Origin of the sequence: Colwellia sp. BRX8-7, from assembly GCF_014077275.1 — a bacterium.
In the GTDB taxonomy this organism is placed as follows: Bacteria; Pseudomonadota; Gammaproteobacteria; order Enterobacterales; family Alteromonadaceae; genus Colwellia_A.
In genome coordinates this window covers 1-20,537 of record NZ_JACGVP010000012.1, presented here as the reverse complement: position 1 = coordinate 20,537, position 20,537 = coordinate 1, and the positions used below count along the sequence as shown (strand labels likewise).

22 protein-coding genes and 1 pseudogene are annotated in these 20,537 nt (G+C 36.6%); 10 read left to right on the top strand and 13 right to left on the bottom strand.

The genetic code is table 11. The features are described 5' to 3' along the window. Positions 1–3 precede the first annotated feature (3 nt). Together H4J57_RS12775 and H4J57_RS12770 are read right to left on the bottom strand one after the other, a co-directional pair. Positions 4–462, bottom strand: coding sequence for a DUF1456 family protein (locus H4J57_RS12775; protein ID WP_070374170.1), 459 nt, complete (start codon positions 460–462; stop codon positions 4–6). A 190-nt stretch (positions 463–652) separates the two neighbouring features. Continuing rightward, positions 653–2,257 (bottom strand): ABC-F family ATPase, encoded by a 1,605-nt coding sequence (locus H4J57_RS12770; RefSeq protein ID WP_070374171.1) that lies wholly within the window; start codon positions 2,255–2,257, stop codon positions 653–655. Positions 2,258–2,564: 307 nt separating this feature from the next. Between H4J57_RS12770 and H4J57_RS12765 the strand changes: the two genes are divergently transcribed. Further along, positions 2,565–3,509: a response regulator gene (locus tag H4J57_RS12765; protein ID WP_182214848.1), complete on the top strand. Its 945-nt coding sequence runs from the start codon at positions 2,565–2,567 to the stop codon at positions 3,507–3,509. Between the two features lie 89 nt (positions 3,510–3,598). After that, the gene (locus H4J57_RS12760; protein ID WP_182243192.1) at positions 3,599–3,919 is read left to right on the top strand and encodes a GIY-YIG nuclease family protein; all 321 of its coding nucleotides are present in this window, start codon (positions 3,599–3,601) and stop codon (positions 3,917–3,919) included. Positions 3,920–3,974: 55 nt separating this feature from the next. Here H4J57_RS12760 and H4J57_RS12755 read toward each other — a convergent pair whose 3' ends face one another. After that, positions 3,975–4,496 (bottom strand): NUDIX hydrolase, encoded by a 522-nt coding sequence (locus tag H4J57_RS12755; RefSeq protein ID WP_182214967.1) that lies wholly within the window; start codon positions 4,494–4,496, stop codon positions 3,975–3,977. 266 nt (positions 4,497–4,762) lie between these two features. Continuing rightward, a complete protein-coding gene (locus H4J57_RS12750; protein WP_182243190.1) occupies positions 4,763–5,587 on the bottom strand; it encodes a zinc-dependent peptidase in 825 nt (274 codons plus the stop codon). A 259-nt stretch (positions 5,588–5,846) separates the two neighbouring features. Between H4J57_RS12750 and H4J57_RS12745 the strand changes: the two genes are divergently transcribed. The 4 genes from H4J57_RS12745 to H4J57_RS12730 all read left to right on the top strand — a co-directional run bounded on the left by H4J57_RS12745 (position 5,847) and on the right by H4J57_RS12730 (position 11,486). Beyond that, positions 5,847–7,934: a dipeptidyl-peptidase 3 family protein gene (locus H4J57_RS12745; RefSeq protein ID WP_182243188.1), complete on the top strand. Its 2,088-nt coding sequence runs from the start codon at positions 5,847–5,849 to the stop codon at positions 7,932–7,934. A gap of 237 nt (positions 7,935–8,171) precedes the next feature. Next, positions 8,172–10,331 (top strand): S46 family peptidase, encoded by a 2,160-nt coding sequence (locus H4J57_RS12740; protein ID WP_182243186.1) that lies wholly within the window; start codon positions 8,172–8,174, stop codon positions 10,329–10,331. 70 nt (positions 10,332–10,401) lie between these two features. Then, entirely contained in the window at positions 10,402–10,845 is a 444-nt protein-coding gene (locus H4J57_RS12735) for a disulfide bond formation protein B (RefSeq protein ID WP_182214840.1), read from the top strand. Further along, positions 10,842–11,486, top strand: coding sequence for a thioredoxin domain-containing protein (locus tag H4J57_RS12730; protein WP_182243184.1), 645 nt, complete (start codon positions 10,842–10,844; stop codon positions 11,484–11,486). Before H4J57_RS12735 ends, H4J57_RS12730 begins: the two co-directional genes overlap by 4 nt. 136 nt (positions 11,487–11,622) lie before the next feature. On the opposite strand, the gene minE is transcribed toward H4J57_RS12730, so the two are convergent. From minE to H4J57_RS12705, 5 genes are all read right to left on the bottom strand, one after another. After that, complete coding sequence (gene minE / locus H4J57_RS12725) at positions 11,623–11,901, bottom strand: cell division topological specificity factor MinE (protein WP_070374180.1); 279 nt, start codon at positions 11,899–11,901, stop codon at positions 11,623–11,625. Position 11,902: 1 nt separating this feature from the next. Next, positions 11,903–12,712 (bottom strand): septum site-determining protein MinD, encoded by an 810-nt coding sequence (minD, locus tag H4J57_RS12720; RefSeq protein WP_070374181.1) that lies wholly within the window; start codon positions 12,710–12,712, stop codon positions 11,903–11,905. Between the two features lie 28 nt (positions 12,713–12,740). Then, on the bottom strand, positions 12,741–13,460 hold the full coding sequence (minC, locus tag H4J57_RS12715; protein WP_182243183.1) for a septum site-determining protein MinC: 720 nt from the start codon (positions 13,458–13,460) through the stop codon (positions 12,741–12,743). A gap of 91 nt (positions 13,461–13,551) precedes the next feature. Beyond that, positions 13,552–13,833, bottom strand: coding sequence for a cell division protein ZapA (locus tag H4J57_RS12710; protein ID WP_182214834.1), 282 nt, complete (start codon positions 13,831–13,833; stop codon positions 13,552–13,554). Beyond that, complete coding sequence (locus H4J57_RS12705; RefSeq protein ID WP_182214833.1) at positions 13,833–14,105, bottom strand: DUF904 domain-containing protein; 273 nt, start codon at positions 14,103–14,105, stop codon at positions 13,833–13,835. The genes H4J57_RS12710 and H4J57_RS12705 overlap by 1 nt, the downstream gene beginning before the upstream one ends. 469 nt (positions 14,106–14,574) lie before the next feature. Here H4J57_RS12705 and H4J57_RS20375 point away from each other — a divergent pair, with 469 nt between their 5' ends. Beyond that, positions 14,575–14,913 carry a GIY-YIG nuclease family protein gene (locus tag H4J57_RS20375; protein ID WP_182243181.1) on the top strand — a complete coding sequence of 113 codons (339 nt, stop codon included), beginning with the start codon at positions 14,575–14,577 and terminating at the stop codon, positions 14,911–14,913. Positions 14,914–15,073: 160 nt separating this feature from the next. On the opposite strand, the gene H4J57_RS12695 is transcribed toward H4J57_RS20375, so the two are convergent. Continuing rightward, positions 15,074–15,349 (bottom strand): GNAT family N-acetyltransferase, encoded by a 276-nt coding sequence (locus tag H4J57_RS12695; protein WP_182243179.1) that lies wholly within the window; start codon positions 15,347–15,349, stop codon positions 15,074–15,076. Positions 15,350–15,547: 198 nt separating this feature from the next. Here H4J57_RS12695 and H4J57_RS12690 point away from each other — a divergent pair, with 198 nt between their 5' ends. Then, entirely contained in the window at positions 15,548–16,519 is a 972-nt protein-coding gene (locus tag H4J57_RS12690) for a DnaJ C-terminal domain-containing protein (protein WP_182243177.1), read from the top strand. A 20-nt stretch (positions 16,520–16,539) separates the two neighbouring features. Here the strand turns inward: H4J57_RS12690 and H4J57_RS12685 are convergent, their stop codons facing one another. From H4J57_RS12685 to H4J57_RS19815, 3 genes are all read right to left on the bottom strand, one after another. Next, positions 16,540–17,088: a hypothetical protein gene (locus H4J57_RS12685; protein ID WP_182243175.1), complete on the bottom strand. Its 549-nt coding sequence runs from the start codon at positions 17,086–17,088 to the stop codon at positions 16,540–16,542. A 642-nt stretch (positions 17,089–17,730) separates the two neighbouring features. Further along, positions 17,731–18,342 carry a hypothetical protein gene (locus tag H4J57_RS12680; protein WP_182243173.1) on the bottom strand — a complete coding sequence of 204 codons (612 nt, stop codon included), beginning with the start codon at positions 18,340–18,342 and terminating at the stop codon, positions 17,731–17,733. Between the two features lie 638 nt (positions 18,343–18,980). Next, positions 18,981–19,070, bottom strand: a complete 90-nt coding sequence (locus tag H4J57_RS19815; protein WP_220470310.1) for a DUF6435 family protein — start codon at positions 19,068–19,070, stop codon at positions 18,981–18,983. An 86-nt stretch (positions 19,071–19,156) separates the two neighbouring features. On the opposite strand from H4J57_RS19815, the gene H4J57_RS12675 reads away from it, so the two are divergent. Both H4J57_RS12675 and H4J57_RS12670 read left to right on the top strand, forming a co-directional pair. Then, the gene (locus H4J57_RS12675) at positions 19,157–20,164 is read left to right on the top strand and encodes an MBL fold metallo-hydrolase (protein ID WP_182243171.1); all 1,008 of its coding nucleotides are present in this window, start codon (positions 19,157–19,159) and stop codon (positions 20,162–20,164) included. Between the two features lie 173 nt (positions 20,165–20,337). After that, a pseudogene (locus H4J57_RS12670) lies at positions 20,338–20,537 on the top strand (transposase); the annotation flags it as partial.

Genomic DNA, 20,537 nt, shown 5'->3' with positions numbered 1-20,537 from the left:
ATACTATCCTTGAAGTTTAATTTTTAAACCTTTAATAAAGGTCGATAAAACTTCATCACTACAATCTCTATAATGTTTATTATTGATGCTTCGAAAGAATGCACTTAATTCATATTTGGTTAAGCTCAACTCGGCTAATTCAAGCGTATCAATCACTTCATCAGCTTGTAGAGAAAAAGCAATTTTCAACTTATTAAAAATAGCGTTATTAGTTAAGACAGCTTCAGGGACCGCTTGTGGTCCTTCTTTTGCGCCTCTTCTTTCAACAATCAAGCCATTGAGGAAACTAGCAAATTCTACATCAAGTAGTTCAACATAAGTCTCATCGTCTTTTTCTTTATAAAAACAAACCAATTGCTCTGCTGATATTTCACAAGCATTTAATTTAAAGACGGCACGGGTTTTTTCGTCATCAAAATCAAGTAAAGTACTTAAGCGACGAAGAATATCATTGTTTATCATGTTTAGGCCTAGAGAACGTTGTTAAGGTGAAGGCAGCAGTAGAGTTGTCTTCAGAGTGGTAGAGAGTATAGCGCACTCGTTTTAAATGTTTGCTAACTCATTTTTTTGTCTATTAAATAGTGCTTAGTTAAAGCGTTAAAAACGCCATTAAAGGCGTTTTCAACAATCAAATAACTAAGCTAAAAGAGAACTAAGCTCTTTTTTGAGCCTGTATTTGGCTATCAAGATATTCATCTAACGAACCTTGAAAATCAACAAGCTTTTTATCTTTAATGTCGATAATACGGGTTGCTAAGCTAGAAACAAACTCACGGTCATGGCTAACAAAAATTAACGTACCTTCAAAGTCTTTTAGCGCATTGTTCAATGCATCTATCGCTTCGATGTCCATGTGGTTAGTCGGCTCATCCATAATTAATACGTTGATATCAGCCATCATTAAACGACCGAATAACAAGCGATTTTTCTCACCACCTGAACAGTTACGTGCTTTCTTGTTAGCATCATCATCAGTGAATAACATACGTCCTAGCATGCCACGAACACTTAAATCATTGTGACAAGGTCTACGCCATTGCGACATCCATTCCATCAATGTTAAGTCATTGTCAAAGAATGAACCACTATCTTGTGGACAATAACCCACAGAGGCATTTTCAGACCATTTAACAACGCCTTCAGTTTGCTCTAACTCGCTCATTAAGCAGCGAAGTAACGTTGTTTTACCAACACCGTTTTCTCCGATGATAGCTAATTTAGCACCCGCTTCTAACAATAAATCACCTTTAGAAAACAAAGTAACGCCGTCAAAACCATGCGCTAAACCTTCAAGTTCTAGTGCTTGTCTGTGCATTTTCTTGCCAGGGGCAAAAGCTATTTTTGGGGTGATACGACTTGAAGACTTTACATCATCAAGTTTAATTTTATCCATTTTCTTAGCACGAGAACTTGCTTGTTTCGCTTTAGAAGCGTTAGCGCCAAAACGGTTAACAAAGTCTTGCAACTCAGCAATCTCAGCAACTTTTTTATCATTACCGGCTAATAACTGCTCGCGTAACAAACCAGACTGCGCTAAGAAGAACTCGTAATTACCCGGGTAAACGCGTAATTCACCGTAATCAATATCAGCCATATGTGTACATACTGAATTAAGAAAATGTCTATCATGAGAAATAATGATCATGGTACATTTACGTTTGTTTAACTCAGCTTCTAACCAACTGATGGTATGGATATCCAAGTTATTGGTTGGCTCATCGAGTAACAAAATATCAGGGTTAGCAAATAAGGCTTGTGCAAGTAAAACACGAAGTTTCCAACCTGGAGCAACTTGTTGCATTGAACCATAATGAAAAGATTCTTCGATACCTGCTTCTAGTAGTATTTCACCTGCGCGACTTTCTGCGGTGTAACCGTCCATTTCAGCAAATTCACTTTCTAAGTCACCAACACGCATACCATCGGCTTCGCTCATTTCAGCTTGTGCGTATATAGCATCTCTTTCTTGCTTTACTTTCCATAATGGCATATCACCCATAATAACAGTGTCAATAACATTGTGTTGTTCAAAAGCGAACTGGTCTTGACCCAACGTACTTACTTTGTTGCCAGTACTAACCGAGACATTGCCCGAACTTGGTACTAAGTCACCACTGAGTATCTTCATGAATGTAGACTTGCCACAACCATTTGCGCCGATCAAACCGTAGCGGTGACCATTGCCAAATTTAGCCGAAATGTTTTCAAACAAAGGCTCTGCGCCAAATTGCATTGTAATGTTAGATGTAGTGATCAAAGATAAATTCCTAAATAGTGCTAACTAAAATTGTTAACCAGCAACGGTGAAGATAGCAAAAATAGAAACATATTTAAGACCATCAAAATAAAGTGGCGCATTATACAGTAAAAACTCTATTTTCTCTACTTAATCCTTAAAGTTTTTGGTTGTTTTTTCACCAGTATCAACACAGAAGTGATTAGTGCTTGATATATTATTAAAAAAAATAATCAAAGCTCGTTAATCGCCTAGGGTATTTGCTTGCAAAACCTTATTTGCTCTAGTATTTTATTCGCACAATAAAAATAATATATGCGGATATTTCATGTCTATTGATACAATTTATAAGGTCACTTTACATCCTTTCATTAATGAATCTATTGCTAGCTTAAAATCGATGACCAGTTTATCGGGGAGCGCCGGCGAAGCTTTTATGGATAAAGTTGAAGACTTTCGCTTTAAAGGTTATGCCGTTTGCTCTGATATTACCGGCTGTTTAGATGGGGTAATTATGATGCATCATTACCCAGAAACCGCAGTAGCTATTGGTAATTCTGTTTGCCAAAATATGTTTGATGAAGCATATGATTACACAGAAATAAATGACGAGTTAAGTAATGCTTTAGCAGAATGGGGCAATACCATTGTTGGTCGAGCAACTGATTTACTGAGCCGCAACAACTTAAAATTTGATTTTTCTAGCCCATATTTTATCCATAATTTTAAAGATATGGAAAAATACTTAGCAGGCGTTAAAGAGATAATAACTGTACCAATTACCGTTGAAGGTGTTGGTCGTTACTATTTTAATTTATTGGTGCGTAATGTTAATTTTCAAACCAGTAATGTTGAAAGAGAACAAAGCTCAGGCATTGCAAATCCACACAGCACACCTTTACCACTAGAGAGTAAAATATTACTTGTTGACGATAGTGCGATGATACGAAAAGCAATAAAACGCTTTTTAGCCGGTTTAGGTTATGAAAATGTCATTGAAGCAGACGATGGTAGTACTGCGGTAGAAGCGGTAAAAAATCAAGCACCTGACTTCCTTTTCATGGACGTCGTGATGACTAAGATGAACGGTAACGAGGCATTGAAAGCTATTCGTGCCAGTGGCTCAAATGTACCTGTGGTAATGTTGTCTTCTGTTACCGATAAAGGACTCGTCGATGAATGCCAAGCAAGTGGCGTTTCTGGTTTTATTTTTAAGCCAATTCAAGCCAGTAATGGCGCAAAAATAATTAAAGACTATTTAAAAGTAGTTTAAGCCAGTACATATTTGTTTGATGAGGTACTTTATTTCAAAGATAAAGTACCTTTAAACTATTTAATATAAAAAAGAAGTTTATAAAAGACATGGAAAAAGACACTGTTTCAACGGGTAACGTTTATGTGATGACTCACTCTTTTTTTTCAGATGTGATAAGAATAGGCTGTACTCCAGGTGATCCAGTCGAATACGCTCGGTTACTATCAAAAAACTCGCCAGGTGATTACTCGCTGGTATTTTCTTTAGCCTGTAACAACCCGTGCGCGATAAAAAAGAAAATACGCGAATATCTCAACGCACAAGAATACGTTAATGAGTTTTACCAAGTATCGGCAGAGGCCGCAGCAAAACTATTAAAAAGAGAAACCTTAAGAATTGCCATTACTAATGAAGTAAGTGCTGACTAATTTTTATAGAAAACGTCCCTGCCTCAGACAATAGCCACAATAAAACCACTTAACCCTATTTGACTAGTAGCTCACTAACAATAAGCTTTAACAAAAAAGTTTCACGTTCAATAGAAAGTCCCTTTTTTAGACTATTCGCTATTGTTTGCTCATTATGACTAATAGCTTGATGTATATTCATCCAAATTGGATGCATACCATTATTAATTTCATGCGCTTCAAGCTCGGGTTCAAGTAACTCTTCATCTATTGAACAAATATAACAGTAAGACTCCATATGAATAAGTTCGAAGTCGGGCTTATGCCAAGGTCTAAACTCTTCATATAAACCAAACGCTTGAATATTTTGCACATTATGCGCGCCAGTTTCTTCTTTTAACTCGCGCACCAAACCGGCAACATTACTTTCACCTTCGTCGATACCGCCACCGGGTAAACTGTAATCATGATACCGCTTGGTATACAGCAAAAGTATATCTTCACCCTTTAAGACAATAGCCCGCGTTGCTTTTCGAGTAAATTGGCGTGCTGACATATCACGAATGTCAGGATGAATAGTTGATTTTAGTAAACGCATAACAGGATCTTTAGAAATATCTAGAAAATCATCACCATTAAAACAAGAAGTTGTTAACTCCACACCCTAACCGTAATAATTTTAAACAACAAGTTATGAGCATCTTACTACAGTGAAGATAGATTAGCCGAAGATTTTATTGCTCCGCATAAATAGTACCCAGTACTAACAGGAGCTTGCGCTATTATTTTGGTATATCAATAAAGTACTTTAGAATAATCACCAGATTTGTCATTATTAAAGTGATGTTATCTGTCATATGAATATTAAGCCCAGTGAACAGGGTCAACATGATAATAATTTTTAAGTTGCTGATAGAGCATCGGATACTTAGCATGAAACTGTTTAGCTTGTTCAAAAAATACTTCACTGGTAACAGCAAAAAATTCAGCCGGATTTGTTGCTCCGTAATAATCAAATAATGAGGGTGCTCCGGTTCTTGCTTGCATCTTTAACTGTTCAAATTGTAGAGAAAAAGCAGCAGACCAACCTTGATAGCTCTGCCCTTTATCCAGTATAGGCGCACCGTTAGCGCTGCCATTTTCTTGGTCTAGCTGATGGGCAAACTCATGAATGACCACATTACGACCATCATTAGGTATTTTTGCACCGTCTAAAGTATCTTGCCAAGATAATACAACTTTACCAAAATCCCATGATTCACCCGCCAATGCTACTTTTTGTTGGTATCTTAAGCCATCAGTCCCCATATTTTGCTGTTGCTTAATAAAAGCCCGAGGGTAAACCAGTATGGTTTGTAATTTAGGGTAAAAATTAGTCTTGCGATTAAGCAACAATAGACATGCTTGGGCAGCAATCGTTATACGTATTTCATCGGTTATTTTAACACCGTTACAACCAACGAAGGTTTTCTCCGCCAAGAATACCTGAATATGTTGCTTTAACTGCAACTGTAAATCTGTTGGCATTTGTCCAAAATAAGGCATTCTTTGTTGAATGATTTTTCGCCATGTTTTTTTAAATGGCTGACGCCTTATTTTATCTCGCTGATATTCTCGCCAGTAAGGCTTACCGACAGAATAGCCAATAAGTAAAACGCCAATAAATATGGGAAGAAGATAAGACAACATAGTGAACTTTACTGGTTAGGATTTACTATGATGTAGGTCCGCTATGATTAAATATCAAGCTATTGCCGCTATATTTAATCATTAAAAACGCTAAATATTAATTTTTCCGTCCTTTAAAGAACCTTTTAAGCTAAATACTGATTGTTGCCAATAAAGTTAACAGGTATAAATATTGCGACATTGTGAGTATTATTTTAGCGTTAAGTAATACTTATAATAAAAGGCTCGATCGCAGGGCAATACTTGGAATTAAAACCACATGAAATTATCAAAAATATCTGCAGCGTTAGCAGCTGTGCTCGCTTTTTCTGGCTGCTCTGAACAAGAAACAAGCAGCATAAAAGCAGAGCCAAAGCAAACTCATCAGGCGACAGCAACTAGCAACAATGAATTTAAATGGCAGGTAGACCGTTTTGCTGATATCCGTGTTATACGTTATCAAGTACCTGGTTTTGAAGAGTTGCCTCTAGAAACTAAAGAATTGTTATTTTATCTTTATAAAGCAGCGCTTTCTGGTCGTGATATTACTTGGGATCATAACTACAAATACAACCTCACCATTCGTCATACGCTAGAAGCGGTTATCGCTGATTATGCCGGAGACAAAAGCAGCGAAGAATTCAAAAAGTTCAATGAATACACCAAACGTGTTTGGTTTTCTAACGGCATTCATCACCATTATATGTCAGGTAAATTCAGCCCTGAATTTAGCCCTGAAACTTTTGAACGCTATGTCATGTCAGTTGCCGAAAAAGGTAAATTACCCTTAAATAAAGACCAAAGTGCTGAGCAGTTAGTGGCCTTACTAACGCCTATTTTATTCGACCCAACGGTCGCACCTAAAATGGTTAATCAGTCTGCTAACATTGATAATGTTGTTGCCTCTTCCGTTAACTATTATGAAGGCGTTACCGAACAAGAAGTTGAAAACTTTTATAAAAATAAGGTCGATGTAGACCCTAAGCGTCCAGTATCTTGGGGCTTGAATTCTAAATTAGTAAAAATTGACGGCAAGATAGTTGAACAAGTGTGGAAAGTTGGTGGTATGTACGATAAAGCCATCAGTGAAATTGTCTTTTGGCTAGATAAAGCAGCAACCGTTGCTGAAAACGAGCAACAACGTAAAGCCCTAACCTTGTTATCTAAATACTATAGAAGCGGTGATTTAAAAGACTTTGACGACTACTCTATTGCTTGGGTTAAAGACGTTAATTCAGATGTTGACGTAGTAAATGGTTTCATCGAAGTTTACGACGATCCTCTAGCTTACAGAGGTTCATTTGAATCCGTTGTTTCGGTAAAAGATCACGAAGCCACCAAGGTGATTGCTAAGATTGCCGCAGAAGCTCAGTGGTTTGAAGATAATTCACCACTCATTGAAAGCCATAAGAAAAAAGAAGTCAAAGGTATTACCGGTAAAGCCATTACAGTTGTTATTGAATCTGGCGATGCTTCTCCTTCTACGCCTATTGGCATTAACTTACCCAACGCTAACTGGATACGCGCTGAGCATGGTTCAAAGTCGGTAAGCTTAACTAATATTGTTAGTGCTTATGACAACGTAAAAGGTGGTTCGTTAGCCGAGTTTGTTTGGGACGATGCTGAACTTGCCCGCAGCAAAGAATTTGGTCCGTTAGCGTCTCACTTACATACCGATTTACATGAAGTTGTTGGTCATGCTTCGGGGCAAATTAACGAAGGCGTTGGCACACCTAAAGAAACGTTAAAGCAATATTCGTCAGCCCTTGAAGAAGGTCGCGCCGACTTAATTGCCTTGTACTATCTTATGGATCAAAAATTAATTGATATGGGTGCAATGCCAAGCTTAGAAGTGGGTAAAGCAAGCTACGACAGTTATATTCGTAACGGCATGATGTTGCAATTAAGGCGTCTAAAAGAGGGTGAGCATATTGAAGAAGCACACATGCGTAACCGCCAGTTAATTGCAAGTTGGGCATTTGAAAAAGGTGCCACTGACAATGTTATTGAAAAGCGAGTTCGTGATGGAAAAACTTTTTTTGTTGTCAACGACTATCAAAAGCTACGGACATTATTTGGCCAATTATTACGTGAATTACAACGAATAAAGTCTGAAGGTGACTTTGCTGCAGGCCAAGCTTTAATTGAAGGCTATGCGGTTAAGGTTGACAAAAAATTGCACTTAGAAGTGTTGAGCCGTTATGAGAAACTTAAATTAGCACCATATTCTGGTTTTGTTAACCCTAAATTAGAGGCCGTTTATCTAGGTGATAAAATGACTAATGTTAAAATCACTTACCCTGATAACTTCCAAGAGCAGATGTTGGAATATGGTAAAGATTATGGTTTATTGCCCGTTTTAAACTAAAGTCAAAACCTCTTAAAATAACGTAAACGTTATCAGAAACCAAGGCGTGTGATCACAATAATCATACGCCTTGTTTATTTTGCTTAAAACGCCCTCTTTATCCTTAAAGTTATCTTTGGCATAATGTCGATTAGCAATATTAAGTAAAAACATGACAACTAAGTATTTTATAATATTTACGCGCAGCTTATAACTATAAAATTAAAACTATAAATTAATACAATCCAGAGAATTCTAATGAAAAAAACAACAATTTTATTATTAGCGATGGCTTCAACATTTGCCACAGCTGATGAAGGTATGTGGCAACCTCACCAATTGCCAAGCATTGCATCAGAACTTACCCAAGCAGGTTTAAAATTAAATCCTAACGATTTAACCGATCTTACTGGTTTTCCTATGGGTGCTATTGTCAGCCTTGGTGGCTGCACGGCTTCTTTTGTTTCTGATAAAGGCTTAGTTGCCTCTAATCACCATTGTGTTTATGGCTCTGTTCAATACAACTCAACAGCAGAAAACAACCTACTCGCCAATGGTTTTCTAGCAAAAACCTTTGATGAAGAGCTACCTGCTACACCCGGCAGTCGTATCTATGTAACAGAAGAAATCAATGATGTTACCACGTTAATTAAAGGCAGTATTACCGAGAACATGTCGGGCTCTGAGCGCTATAAAGTCATAGATAAAAACTCTAAAACATTAGTAGCTGAATGTGAAAGTGATGACAAATATCGTTGTAGTGTTGTCAATTTTCATGGCGGTTTAGAATATTATTTATTTAAACAATTAACTATTCGCGATGTTCGTTTAGTCCATGCTCCAGCAAGTAGTGTTGGTAAGTATGGTGGCGATGTTGATAACTGGATGTGGCCACGCCACACCGGAGACTATGGTTTTTATCGTGCATATGTCGGTAAAGATGGCCAACCCGCCGATTTTAGTAAAGACAACGTACCTTATGAGCCAAAGCATCACCTAAAAGTGAATAAAAGTAGTGTTGATGAAGGCGATTACATTATGGTGCTAGGTTACCCAGGACGCACCAACCGTTACCGCACTGCACTTGAGGTTGAAAACCAATTTACTTGGACTTACCCTAATGCTAAAAATTATCGTGAAGAGCTTATCGACTTAATTCATAACGAGTCTGCACAAGAAAGTGAAGCGAGAATAAAGTACGAAAGCACCTTAGCCGGCTTAGCTAACTACGCAAAAAATTACGGTAGCATGATAAAAAGCTACAATAAAGGCACAACGTTAGCCCGTAAACAGCAACTAGAACAAGACTTAAGCGCTTGGATCAATGCTGATAAAATGCGAAAAGCTAAATATGGCAACGCACTTACCGGCCTAAATAAGCTCCTAAAACAAAACCAAAAAACTCAAGCACGCGATCTTATTCTAGGTTATATGGCTTACAACAAAATGTTAAGCACCGCTTATCGTTTACATCGTTTAGCCGTAGAAAAAAACAAACCAAACGTAGCGAGAGAAAGGGGTTACCAAGAACGTGATCTTGCACGTTTTGAACAAAGCATGAAAACCTTTAATCGTCGATTCGACGCGAATATCGATCAAAAGATCTTATTCGCTATGTTGACACATTATGTTGAATTGCCTAAATCAGAACGTATTCTCGCCATCGATGAATTTTTTGAACTTGAACAAGGGCTAAATAAAAAAGCCTTAAGCACTAAGCTTGAAAAAATGTATCAAACATCAACAATTGCTGACCAAGAAACTCGCCTTACTTGGATGAATAAATCGGTAGCCGACTTTGAAAAAAGCTCAGATCCCTTTATTCAACTTGCCGTAAAGACTTTTTCTGTAAGAAAAGCACTTGAAGAAAAAGACGAAGAATTGTCAGGTAATATTCAAGCTTATCGTCCTAAGTATATGGAAGCGTTAATCGCCTATTTTAACGATAAAAAACTCCCTGTATACGCAGATGCTAACAGTACATTACGCATTACTTACGGTAACGTAAAAGGTTATTCGCCAGTAGACGGACTCACTGCAACACCTTTTACCACACTTGAAGGTATAGTAGAAAAAGACACAGGTATTAAACCCTTTAATGCGTCTAAAAAACAACTAGAGTTAATTAAGAGTAAAAGTTACGGCGAATACGCTAAAAAAGAACTCGGCTCAGTGCCAGTAAACTACCTAGGCACATTAGATATTACCGGTGGTAACTCTGGCTCACCTACTCTCAACGATAAAGCAGAATTTGTTGGTTTAGTCTTTGACGGTGTTTATGAAAGTATTATTGGTGATTGGGATTACGACACTAAATTAAACAGATCGATTCACGTTGATATTAAATACATGTTATGGGTGATGGAACATGTTGACGGCGCGACCAATCTTATTGAAGAAATGGATATAGTTGAATAATTAACTTAATTTTATTTACCTTAAAAATCTGGCTTAAGCTGGATTTTTAACGTTAACTAAACGAGATTATATGAACGATATACCTGCTAACAATACGTTATCCAAAGGTTGGTTGTTACTCTTTTCAGTTTGGGTACTCGCCACCATAAGCACGCTTGCTAGTTTATTTTTTAGTGAGGTTGTTAAACTCCCCGTTTGCTCTTTGTGCTGGTATCAGCGGATTGCTATGTACCCTTTGGTCGTTATTTTACCAATGGCTTTATTTCCATTCGACGCTAAAGTGACCCGCTATGCGAGTGTATTGGTTTTATTTGGCTGGCTAACCGCATTATTTCATGTGTTATTAGTGGCCGGTTATATTCCTAAAAGCGCACAGCCCTGCGTACAAGATATTCCTTGTTCAGAAACGCATCTCAATGTTTTTGGGTTCTTAAATATGCCAATGATGTCTTTACTAACCTTTAGTCTCATGGCTTTATTATTATTTTTTATGACTAAATCGGAATCATCATGAATAAAAAATCACTTTTCATTAGCGCCAGCCTTATTATCCTTTTGGCTTTTATTGGCGCAGCAACAATATTTAAAGCAAACAATAGCCACCAGAGCGCTAAGGTTGAAAACCTCGACATCATTGAACGTGTTGGCGCGCCAATAAAAGGACCGTTAGAGGCAAAAGTGACCATTGTCGAATTTTTCGATCCTGCTTGCGAAACATGTTCAGCTTTTTACCCACTGGTAAATAATTTAATTAAACGCTACCCTGGTAAAGTTAAGGTTATGATGCGCTACACCCCTTTCCATAAGGGTTCAGATCAAGTGGTTAAACTACTTGAAGCCGCACACTTACAAGAACAGTTTTGGCCGGCAGTAGAAATTTTATTTGCCAAACAGCAAGCCTGGACTCGCCATCATGTTGCTCAACCACAAAGTGCTCGTGCGTTATTAAAGGACTTACCTTTAGATAGCGCACAGTTTATGCGTGATGTCAGTAGCGAAAACGTTAGCAAGGTTATAATGCAAGATATCGCAGACGGTAAAACCCTCGAAGTTCGAGCAACGCCGCAGTTTTTTGTTAATGGAAAACCTCTGGTTAATTTTGGCTACGAACAGTTAACTCAGTTAGTTGAAGAAGCCATCGCCGAAGCCTACTAAGTGTTAAAAACAAGATGACGGTAAAATGTTTAATCATTTTATCGTAAAATAAAATGAAAAAGGCGCGTATTCTCTCAAAGAATACGCGCCTTTTTTATGTTTACCAATAAGGTCTGATAAACAATATCAAATCGACTTAGTTAATACTGTTCTCATCACTTAATTCAATATTAAGTTCTAAGACATTTAAATCGCCACCTTTATTATCAAGGTTTATCGAAAAACTTTCATCGGTGACTTTAATGTACTTACGCAATACCTCAAGGATATCCGCAGTGAGTTGCGGCAAGTAATCAGGCTGTTTATTTCGACTATTGCGCTCATGGGCAACAATAATTTGTAAACGTTCTTTCGCCTTAGAAGCGGTTGTTACCTGTTTTTCTTTTTTACGTAAAAAATAATCAAGTAATGCCATGTTATCCTCCAAACATACGACTAAGAATGCCTTTTTTCTTGGCATGTAAAAATCTAAAATCAACGGTTTCACCTAAAAGGCGATCAACCACATCCTGATACGCTTTTCCTGCATCACTTTCAGTATCTAAGATCACTGGCTCACCGGCATTAGATGCCTTAAGTACCGCTTGTGATTCCGGAATAACACCTAATAAAGGTATTGATAGAATATCTACCACATCTTCAACACTTAGCATTTCACCATCATCAACACGCTTAGGTGAATAACGCGTTAATAATAAATGTTCTTTAATAGGTTCTAAGCCAAGCTCAGCTCTGCGAGAACGGCTAGCTAACATACCTAAAATTCGATCAGAGTCACGAACCGATGAAACTTCAGGGTTAGTAGTGACTATAGCTTCATCAGCATAATAAAGCGCCATCATAGCGCCTGCTTCAATACCCGCTGGAGAATCACAAACTATATAGTCATAGGTTTTACCAAGCTCTTCAAGAACCTTACCAACGTTTTCTTTATTTAACGCATCTTTGTCACGGGTTTGTGAAGCAGGTAATATAGATAAACTACTGACACGCTTATCTTTAATTAATGCCTGATTTAGGGTGGCTTCACCATTAATCACATTAACAAAGTCATAAACAACTCGGCGTTCACAGCCCATAATCAAATCAAGATTTCGTAAGCCTATATCAAAATCAATTAACACAACCTTTTGACCTTTTAACGCCAAACCAAGACCGATTGCCGCACTTGATGTCGTTTTGCCAACCCCGCCCTTTCCTGATGTAACTACTATTATTCGTGCCATAGACCGAATATCCTTTATAAGTTAAAAGTTAAATAAGTTTTGATGACGTTAATTCACTGTCAGTCAAATGTATATATACGGGTGAGCCCCAATGTTGCTCCATTGACTCGCTTAGCCAATAGTTACCATTAATCGAAACTAATTCTGCTTCAAGATTTTGGCAATATATTTGCGCATGATGGTGACCTGTTGCGCCGGCAATGGCTCGACCACGTAACGAACCATAAACATGAATATTACCATCAGCAATCACTTCAGCTCCAGCAGATACTGAGCCAATAACCACTAAGTTTTGGTCTTTAGCATAAACTTGCTGACCAGAACGAATTTGACCACGATGTATTTTATCGCTGAAAAGTCCACGATCTGGTATATCTGCTATCGTTTCAGTTTTTGTAATTTCTGGTTTTTCTGCACGAGGCGCTTTATCTAAAGACTGGTTTTTTGCCGTATTAACGAATGAAAAACCAAGTTCGCGGATCAACGTTCGTTGTTCTTTAGCTATCAACCCCGTAAAGCCAACAAAGGTAAAATTGAATTCTTCAATTAATGATTTGATTGCTTGATAGTCAACCGAACCCTCTAATTTTTCAATACTAACCACAATAGGAACAAGATAAAAAAAATCTGGCGCTTGCGCAACTTTGTTTGCTAAATCAGACCGAATATCTGCTAATTTTGATGTTTTTAAATGTAAAACAGACAGGGTAAAGCTTGAACCTTTAAATTCAATGCTAGCATCAGCCATAGCTAAATTTTTCCTAAGTATAAAGTAACGATGATTACCACTATCTTAACTTACTCAGCGATAGTGGCAATACTAGAAAAGGTGAAAGTGTTTATAAAGCGTTTTTAAGTGTCGAAATCAACACTTCTTGTCTGTGTTGATTTTGCTCAATTTTATTATTTGCTATTAATAATGAATAGCTTAAATTAATTGACGCAACTAATAAAGCACGCTCGCTGCTAGCATTTCCTCTTTGCTGTTTAATGTCATCGCACATAACAGCAAGTTTACTAGCCGCTTCCTTTAAATCCTCTGCCTGTTCAGCTGGGCAAGAAAACTGATGTAGCTTACCCATAATTTCAATGCTGATGCCATTAGAGTCTTTAATAGACATTAACTAAGCTCTTCTGCACTTTGCAATTTAGCTAATAAAGCAGTTAATACATTATTTGTTTGTTTCTGTTTTTCTTCACCTTCTAAGACTTCAAGCTGAAAGGTTTCATTTTCATCGACAAGCAAAGCTTTTTGCTCTGCTAATTCTGCCACTTGCTGAGCTAAGCCTGCTTTTTGCTCTGCTAATTCTGCTATTTGGCTTTTTAATTGGTTATTTTTATCAATGATTTTTTCGATCAGTTGTTCGAGTTGTGGGAGAGTATTTTCGTTCATAAGGCGCTCTGGTTAACTGTACTAATTAAGGGCGGCAAATTTAATATAAAGTGAGGCAGAATGCTACTTTTTACGACAATTATCGCCTTAATTTGTGTAACAATTATTAAAGATAGAATAGATTAATAAATCACGTTTAAAAAACAAGCGCTTCGACCAAATAACAAGCGGTAAATATAAGAAGTCTAGCCGGTAAATTTTTATATTAATTAACACCAATACGCATTTAACAACGCAAACTATCTTAATCTCGACCCTTTTGTATCACTAAATTAACTGAGTTTTCTCTAACCTCCTTATCAATAACTAAAACATTGACCCGCATCAAGTCTGCGTTCAAATAATAACGCAACGACATAAATAACAGTTCGAGATCAATATTCGAGGCAAAGAACTCGATAAAATCACGTCATAGATAACGATAAAGACAATAAGTCACTACATTTTATTACTCAATGAGAACAAACTTATGAGCTTAAAAAATTCCCGCTTGGTTAACCCACTTGATAATGTTTCGTTTGGCAATGTCTACATAATGACACATTCTATTTTTTCAAATGTAATTAGAATAGGGTGTACTTCAAGCAATACTGAAGAATATGCAAAGTCGCTGTCAAAGAAGAGTCCAGGCCATTATCAACTTTTTTTTTCTTTGGCATGCGAAAATCCGTGTAAAGTTAAAAAGCAGATAAGACAGTATTTTGATGCGAAAAAATACGTTAACGAGTTTTATGAAGTGTCGCCTGAAATAGCAAGAAACCTATTAAAAAGAGAAGTATTAAAAATACCCATTTTAAGTGTGCACTAAACTATTTTTATAGGGGTGATTTTAATAAGTACTGATTAATATACTATTAAGATGACGGTCAACATTATGGAAATAACAGATCGGTTATAAGCGCCTATAGATAAACGTGACTTTATTCATTTTAAAACTCATCGCTAATGGCGCTTTTTATTGTCAATAATTATACAAATAAGTCACTTGCTTCAGGGTGTTTTTCTAAATATTTGATAATGTATGAACACTGCGCAACCGCTTTTTTATTATCAATTTTTATCTGCTGAAGAACATCTTCTAACAGTGTTTTTGCTAGGCCTTTCCCCGCTAGCTCATCAGGAACGATAGTATGGGTTAAGTGCATATTACCGTTTTGATCATCGTAAGTGATATAAGCAACCGCGCCATCGATATGGTATTCGTATTTACATTCGTTTGCGTTATGTATGAGCGTGTAAGACATTATTTTTCCTTAAAAGAGATTAAAACGACTTCTTTCAAAAATAGCATGAAAGATCTAAATCTACCTGCCATATTTTACTGAAAGTGTCACATTACTGACATTCATCATATTTATTTATTCTTATAATAACACCATCAAATTGGACTAGTTAACATTAGGACAATATTTATCTGCCGGTTTACTACGCAGGAGTTCACTGTGAATTATAAAGATTATTACAAAATTATGGGCGTTGATAAAACGTCGTCTCAGGATGAAATTAAAACATCATATCGGAAATTAGCACGAAAGTTTCATCCCGATGTCAGTAAAGAAAAAGATGCAGAAGCTCGCTTTAAAGACATTAATGAAGCCTATGACGTGTTACGCGATAAAGAAAAGCTCGCAGCTTATGACCAACTGGGTAGTAATTGGAAGGCGGGCCAAGCAGGCTTTACCCCGCCACCTAAATGGCAAGAGCAATATCAGCAAGGTAATGGGAATTTTAATGCAGGTGGTCAAGGCGACTTTAGTGATTTTTTTGAATCATTATTTGGCGGCGGCTTCAACGCAAACCAGCATTCATCGCGTGGTCCTCAGTCTAGGCAAGGGCAAGACAGTCATGCAAAAGTATTAATTGACTTACCTGATGCATATACCGGGGCAACTCGAAGCTTTACCTTGCAAGATCAAATGGTTGATGAACATGGACAAGCACAATCAAAAGCGCGAACCTTGAAAGTAAGTATTCCAAAAGGTATTAAACCCGGACAGAAAATTCGTTTACAAAAGCAAGGTGAAACAGGTTTTGGCGGCGCTAACAATGGTGACTTATATATTGAAGTGGGCTTTAACCCTCATCCCTTATATACCATTGAAGGGCAAGACATCACCACTGAGCTTACTATTAGCCCATGGCAAGCAGCACTAGGTGAAAAAGTAAAAGTGCCAACACCAACAGGAACAATTGATTTAAGCCTGCCTAAATTAGTAAATAGTGGTGCTAAAATGCATCTAAAAGGTCGGGGCTTACCAGGTAAAATTGCTGGAGACTTTTTTGTAAAACTCAAAATTGTTTTTCCAAAAAGCTTATCCGCAGCAGAAGAAGCGCTATATCAATCTTTAAAAGGACTCGCAAATGATACTAGCAAAAAAGAAAGTGAAGATGAAAAGGTTAAACAAAGTATTTAGCGTCTCCTCGGGGTAATAGACTAACGGGTAATGGTTCGCAACAAAGTAACATATTTTTGATAACCGGTATTATTGAAGTTATTCGAATGATAATTCATAAAACCATGTAGGTACTCTACTTGTGTTATTTTAACATTAGCTTTAACTTCAAGCTTTTTTATAAGCTCGACAACATCAAAATGAGCTTCATTTTTAGGAAGGATTAAATTTATTTTAAAGCACGGGTCTATTTGGCTGAAATTTCTTATTTGTGAGCTATAAAAACAAAAAGCTTGTTTGATAAAATTATTTTCATTTGTTTGAGAAATTATCCAAATAGCCGATGCCCCAATACTAAACCCAATGAGTGTTGTTTTTCCATCAAGCGACACCAAGGCTTCTAAGACTATTGAAATATAGTGTTCAAGTCCGACTTTAGCCATAAAGCATGAATATGCCTCAGCTTCATTTTTAAAATCCATACTTTTTCCATTATATGGATCAACAATAGTCGTTACACCGAGTTTATCTTTTAGTTTTATTAAAGCGGGGGTCATACCAAAAACATCTGAAACTATCACTATATTCATAAATCTTATTTATCCATTAACACCTTGAGTTATGACAATAGCTTTGCCCCGAGTTGCATTAAAACCGAAAGTCATAACATTCAATGCAACCACTAAATAGCATCGACATTGCCCCATCAATAACTTTTAGCTATTAATCAGTCATTAGTAGCGTATTGTTAAAAACAGATGTTACTAGTTATTTTTATAATGACAAGTGCTCCACCATTACGTCTTTTGGATAAATAGCTTTAACCCTCAGTATTTCAGCAAACGTTCGTCAGAACAGAGTAACTTTAAAGACGTTTTAGATACGATATCGGACATTAGTCTCGGCTTATCTAGCGACAAGTGATCAGACAAACGGTCATTAGTATCAATGGTTTTTTGAACTATTTTAGTATTCAGAAGGCATCAAACTACCATCATTTTGATAGACAAAAACCACCACAACGTTAGTTCATGTTCAGTGGCTTAGTTCTTTGTGCGCTTAGTTGAAGGTAGTAGGCTCACTTTCTAAATTCAGGACATAACTTCAAGCGGACATGAGATATTAGCGAATCGTCTTTGGTGAGCGGTAAACTTAACGTATTTATTCCCTAGAAAGTTAGGTTTGGTTGCTCTTTGACACCATAGCAACTTTTTATGTCGACCCTTTTATTACTACCTAGAATATATTCGTAATAACCGACCAGTAGGTGAAAATTCAAACATAACACTTTTACTCTGAATTATAATATCCGATGATTTAGTGAAGATATTGTTAGATTTAAGTGACAATAAAATTTCTTTCTTTGGGATGTTTTGTAATAAATACTTGAGTGTTCTAGTGTCGATTTCCCATTCATACCCGCCTGTAATCCTTCCATCATATTCTTTTTTTAAATTACTTTGCTCTTCTGTTACTTTTACGTAACGGTTAGATTCCCAATATACTTGACGTAATTTACTGAGGGGTTCAAGGTTGCGCTTAATTGAATCTATTTCTATTTGTGTCTTATTTGCAAGAAATATAGATAAAATATTGTAGATATCGTATTTAAAATTAGTGGAGGACATATATACATTATCATCATCGAGGGCGACATCAGGCCCTCTTTTGATAACAGCGCTGAAAGGTCTAGGTTTATGAAGTTCACTAAAGGGTTTGTTTCCTTTTACAACATCTATTAGAGACAACAGACTTATAGGGCCAGCTACAAAACCATAGGTGCTTATTAACAGTCCCAAAGCCAAGGAAAACCAAAGTATAGTTTTGTTATAAGTTAAGGCCATTATGATTCACTATTATAGTTGTATACCAGAATCATATCGTACTGCTTTTTGATTCTCAATCTGAAATGTATCCAAAAAAACTATCCAAAGCCTTTAATTGCTATTTAGAGTCGACTGGGTCTCATTTTTTATAAGCATCAGATATAACGTCTTTTTTCGTATCTGAACTGTCCATCAAGAGGGATGGTTTTGGTTCACAAAAGCTTATAACTAAGTGGTAAACGTTAGCGTTTTAATAAGACTTACCACTGACTGCTTTGATACAAGAGCAGGCATTAACATCAATAACTAGCGAATTTAAACACGGTAAAATGTTATATTATAGTTAAGAGTGTGAACTTTTTTAGTTCGTGGATCGTATGAATTCTAGGGCTATAAAGGGATAAATATTTTTAATATTTGTCTAGGTCAACTGAACCAGCAGAGCTCGTTCACTGTTGAACTGCAACTGTGCACTTTTCGGAATTTCTCATTACGTTTTGTCGATATATTTTCTAATAAATTATTCGAACCATATTACTGAGAAGTATCCATAATAAACTGTTATTTTTTTGAAGATACTTGTCGTTCTAAAATTTGTATTTTAAATTTTTCAGTTTAAGCGTGATAATTGCGTATGATTTTATATCCCCTTTACGCTAGGCATGCATAGCTTCTTCAAGCTTACTTTCATAAAGTTTGTCTAGTTTTTTAATTGGAGCTTCCTTACATATTAAAAGTATATTCATTAACCTTTAATTTAATAGCTAAGCCTATACGTTAATTAATATGTTTTTGGTTTTAAATAAAGACTAAGAAAAAATGAGCAAGCTAAATGAAAAAACTATCAGCATTAATATTTACCCTTTTACTATCCTCTTGTGTATCTCAACCTTATGAAAAGACTAATGCCCCTTTTGACGGTGTGAAATTTGATAACATTGAGCCTTTTAGCGATAAAAGTATATTTGACCTACTAAGTTGGAGAATTAAGGCTATAAGTGAGTCTACTCCTTGGCCAGATAAAATTGACTCCAAGCAGTTTAAACCCTCTAGCCAAAGATCGGTAAAGCCAATAATTACTGTGATCAGCCATGCATCAGTTCTTATTCAGATTGATAATTTAAACATACTAACAGATCCTCATTATTCACTCAGAGCTTCACCTGTTCAATTTGCTGGCCCCAAAAGAGTCGTTAAACCTGGTATTGCCTTTGATGATCTGCCATCAATAGATATCGTTCTTATATCTCATAATCATTATGACCATCTAGATCTTGATACGCTTAAGCGATTAAACGATAGAGATGCCCCCAAATTCATTGCAGGTTTGAAAACAAAGTCATTTCTAGAAGATAATGGAATTGAAGCCGCTGTCGATCTGGATTGGTGGCAGAATATAACAGCTAATAATACTAAGATTACTTTTGTTCCTTCTCAGCATTGGTCAGCCAGAGGTCTATTCGATAAAAGGAAAATGCTTTGGGGTGGATTCTATATTGAAAATAATTATAAGATCTACTTTGCAGGAGACACCGGATATGGAAAGTTTTTTAAAAAAATTAAAGAGAAACTTGGTGCACCGGATCTTTCTTTGATTCCAATTGGAGCATATGAACCTAGATGGTTCATGAAAGATGCCCACCTTAACCCAAAGGATTCTTTACAAGCATTTAGAGACCTAGAGGGTAAGAAGATGATCGGTATTCACTTTGGAACTTTTAAGTTAACTGATGAGGGATATAATGATCCAATTGAAACTCTTAATGAAGAAATTAAGAAATTAAACATGGATCCTCTTAAAGTAATTATTCCTACTTTTGGAAAGCCTTATTCAATTTAGGTGATATTGCAGTCAGTTCACTATTGATATCACTTAAATATTTTGAGGCTAAAAAACATAACAATAGACTATAGCTGCAATAGGATCACTAATTAAGCCACCCATAATAACTTGTTTGTTTTTTCAACAATAAACTACACTTAAATTACCCTCTTATAAGTGTGGTGATTGTTATGCCCAAGCCTCGTTCACAACAAATTAGTTTATCTGATACGCCGTATTATCATATTTGCAGTCAAACCGTTCGCAAAGCCTTTTTATGTGGTGTTGATAAAGAAACCGGTGTCAGTTACGAGCACAGGCGTCATTGGATTGAACAGCGTATTTTTACATTATCTCAAGTCTTTGCTATTGATATTTGTGCTCACGCTGT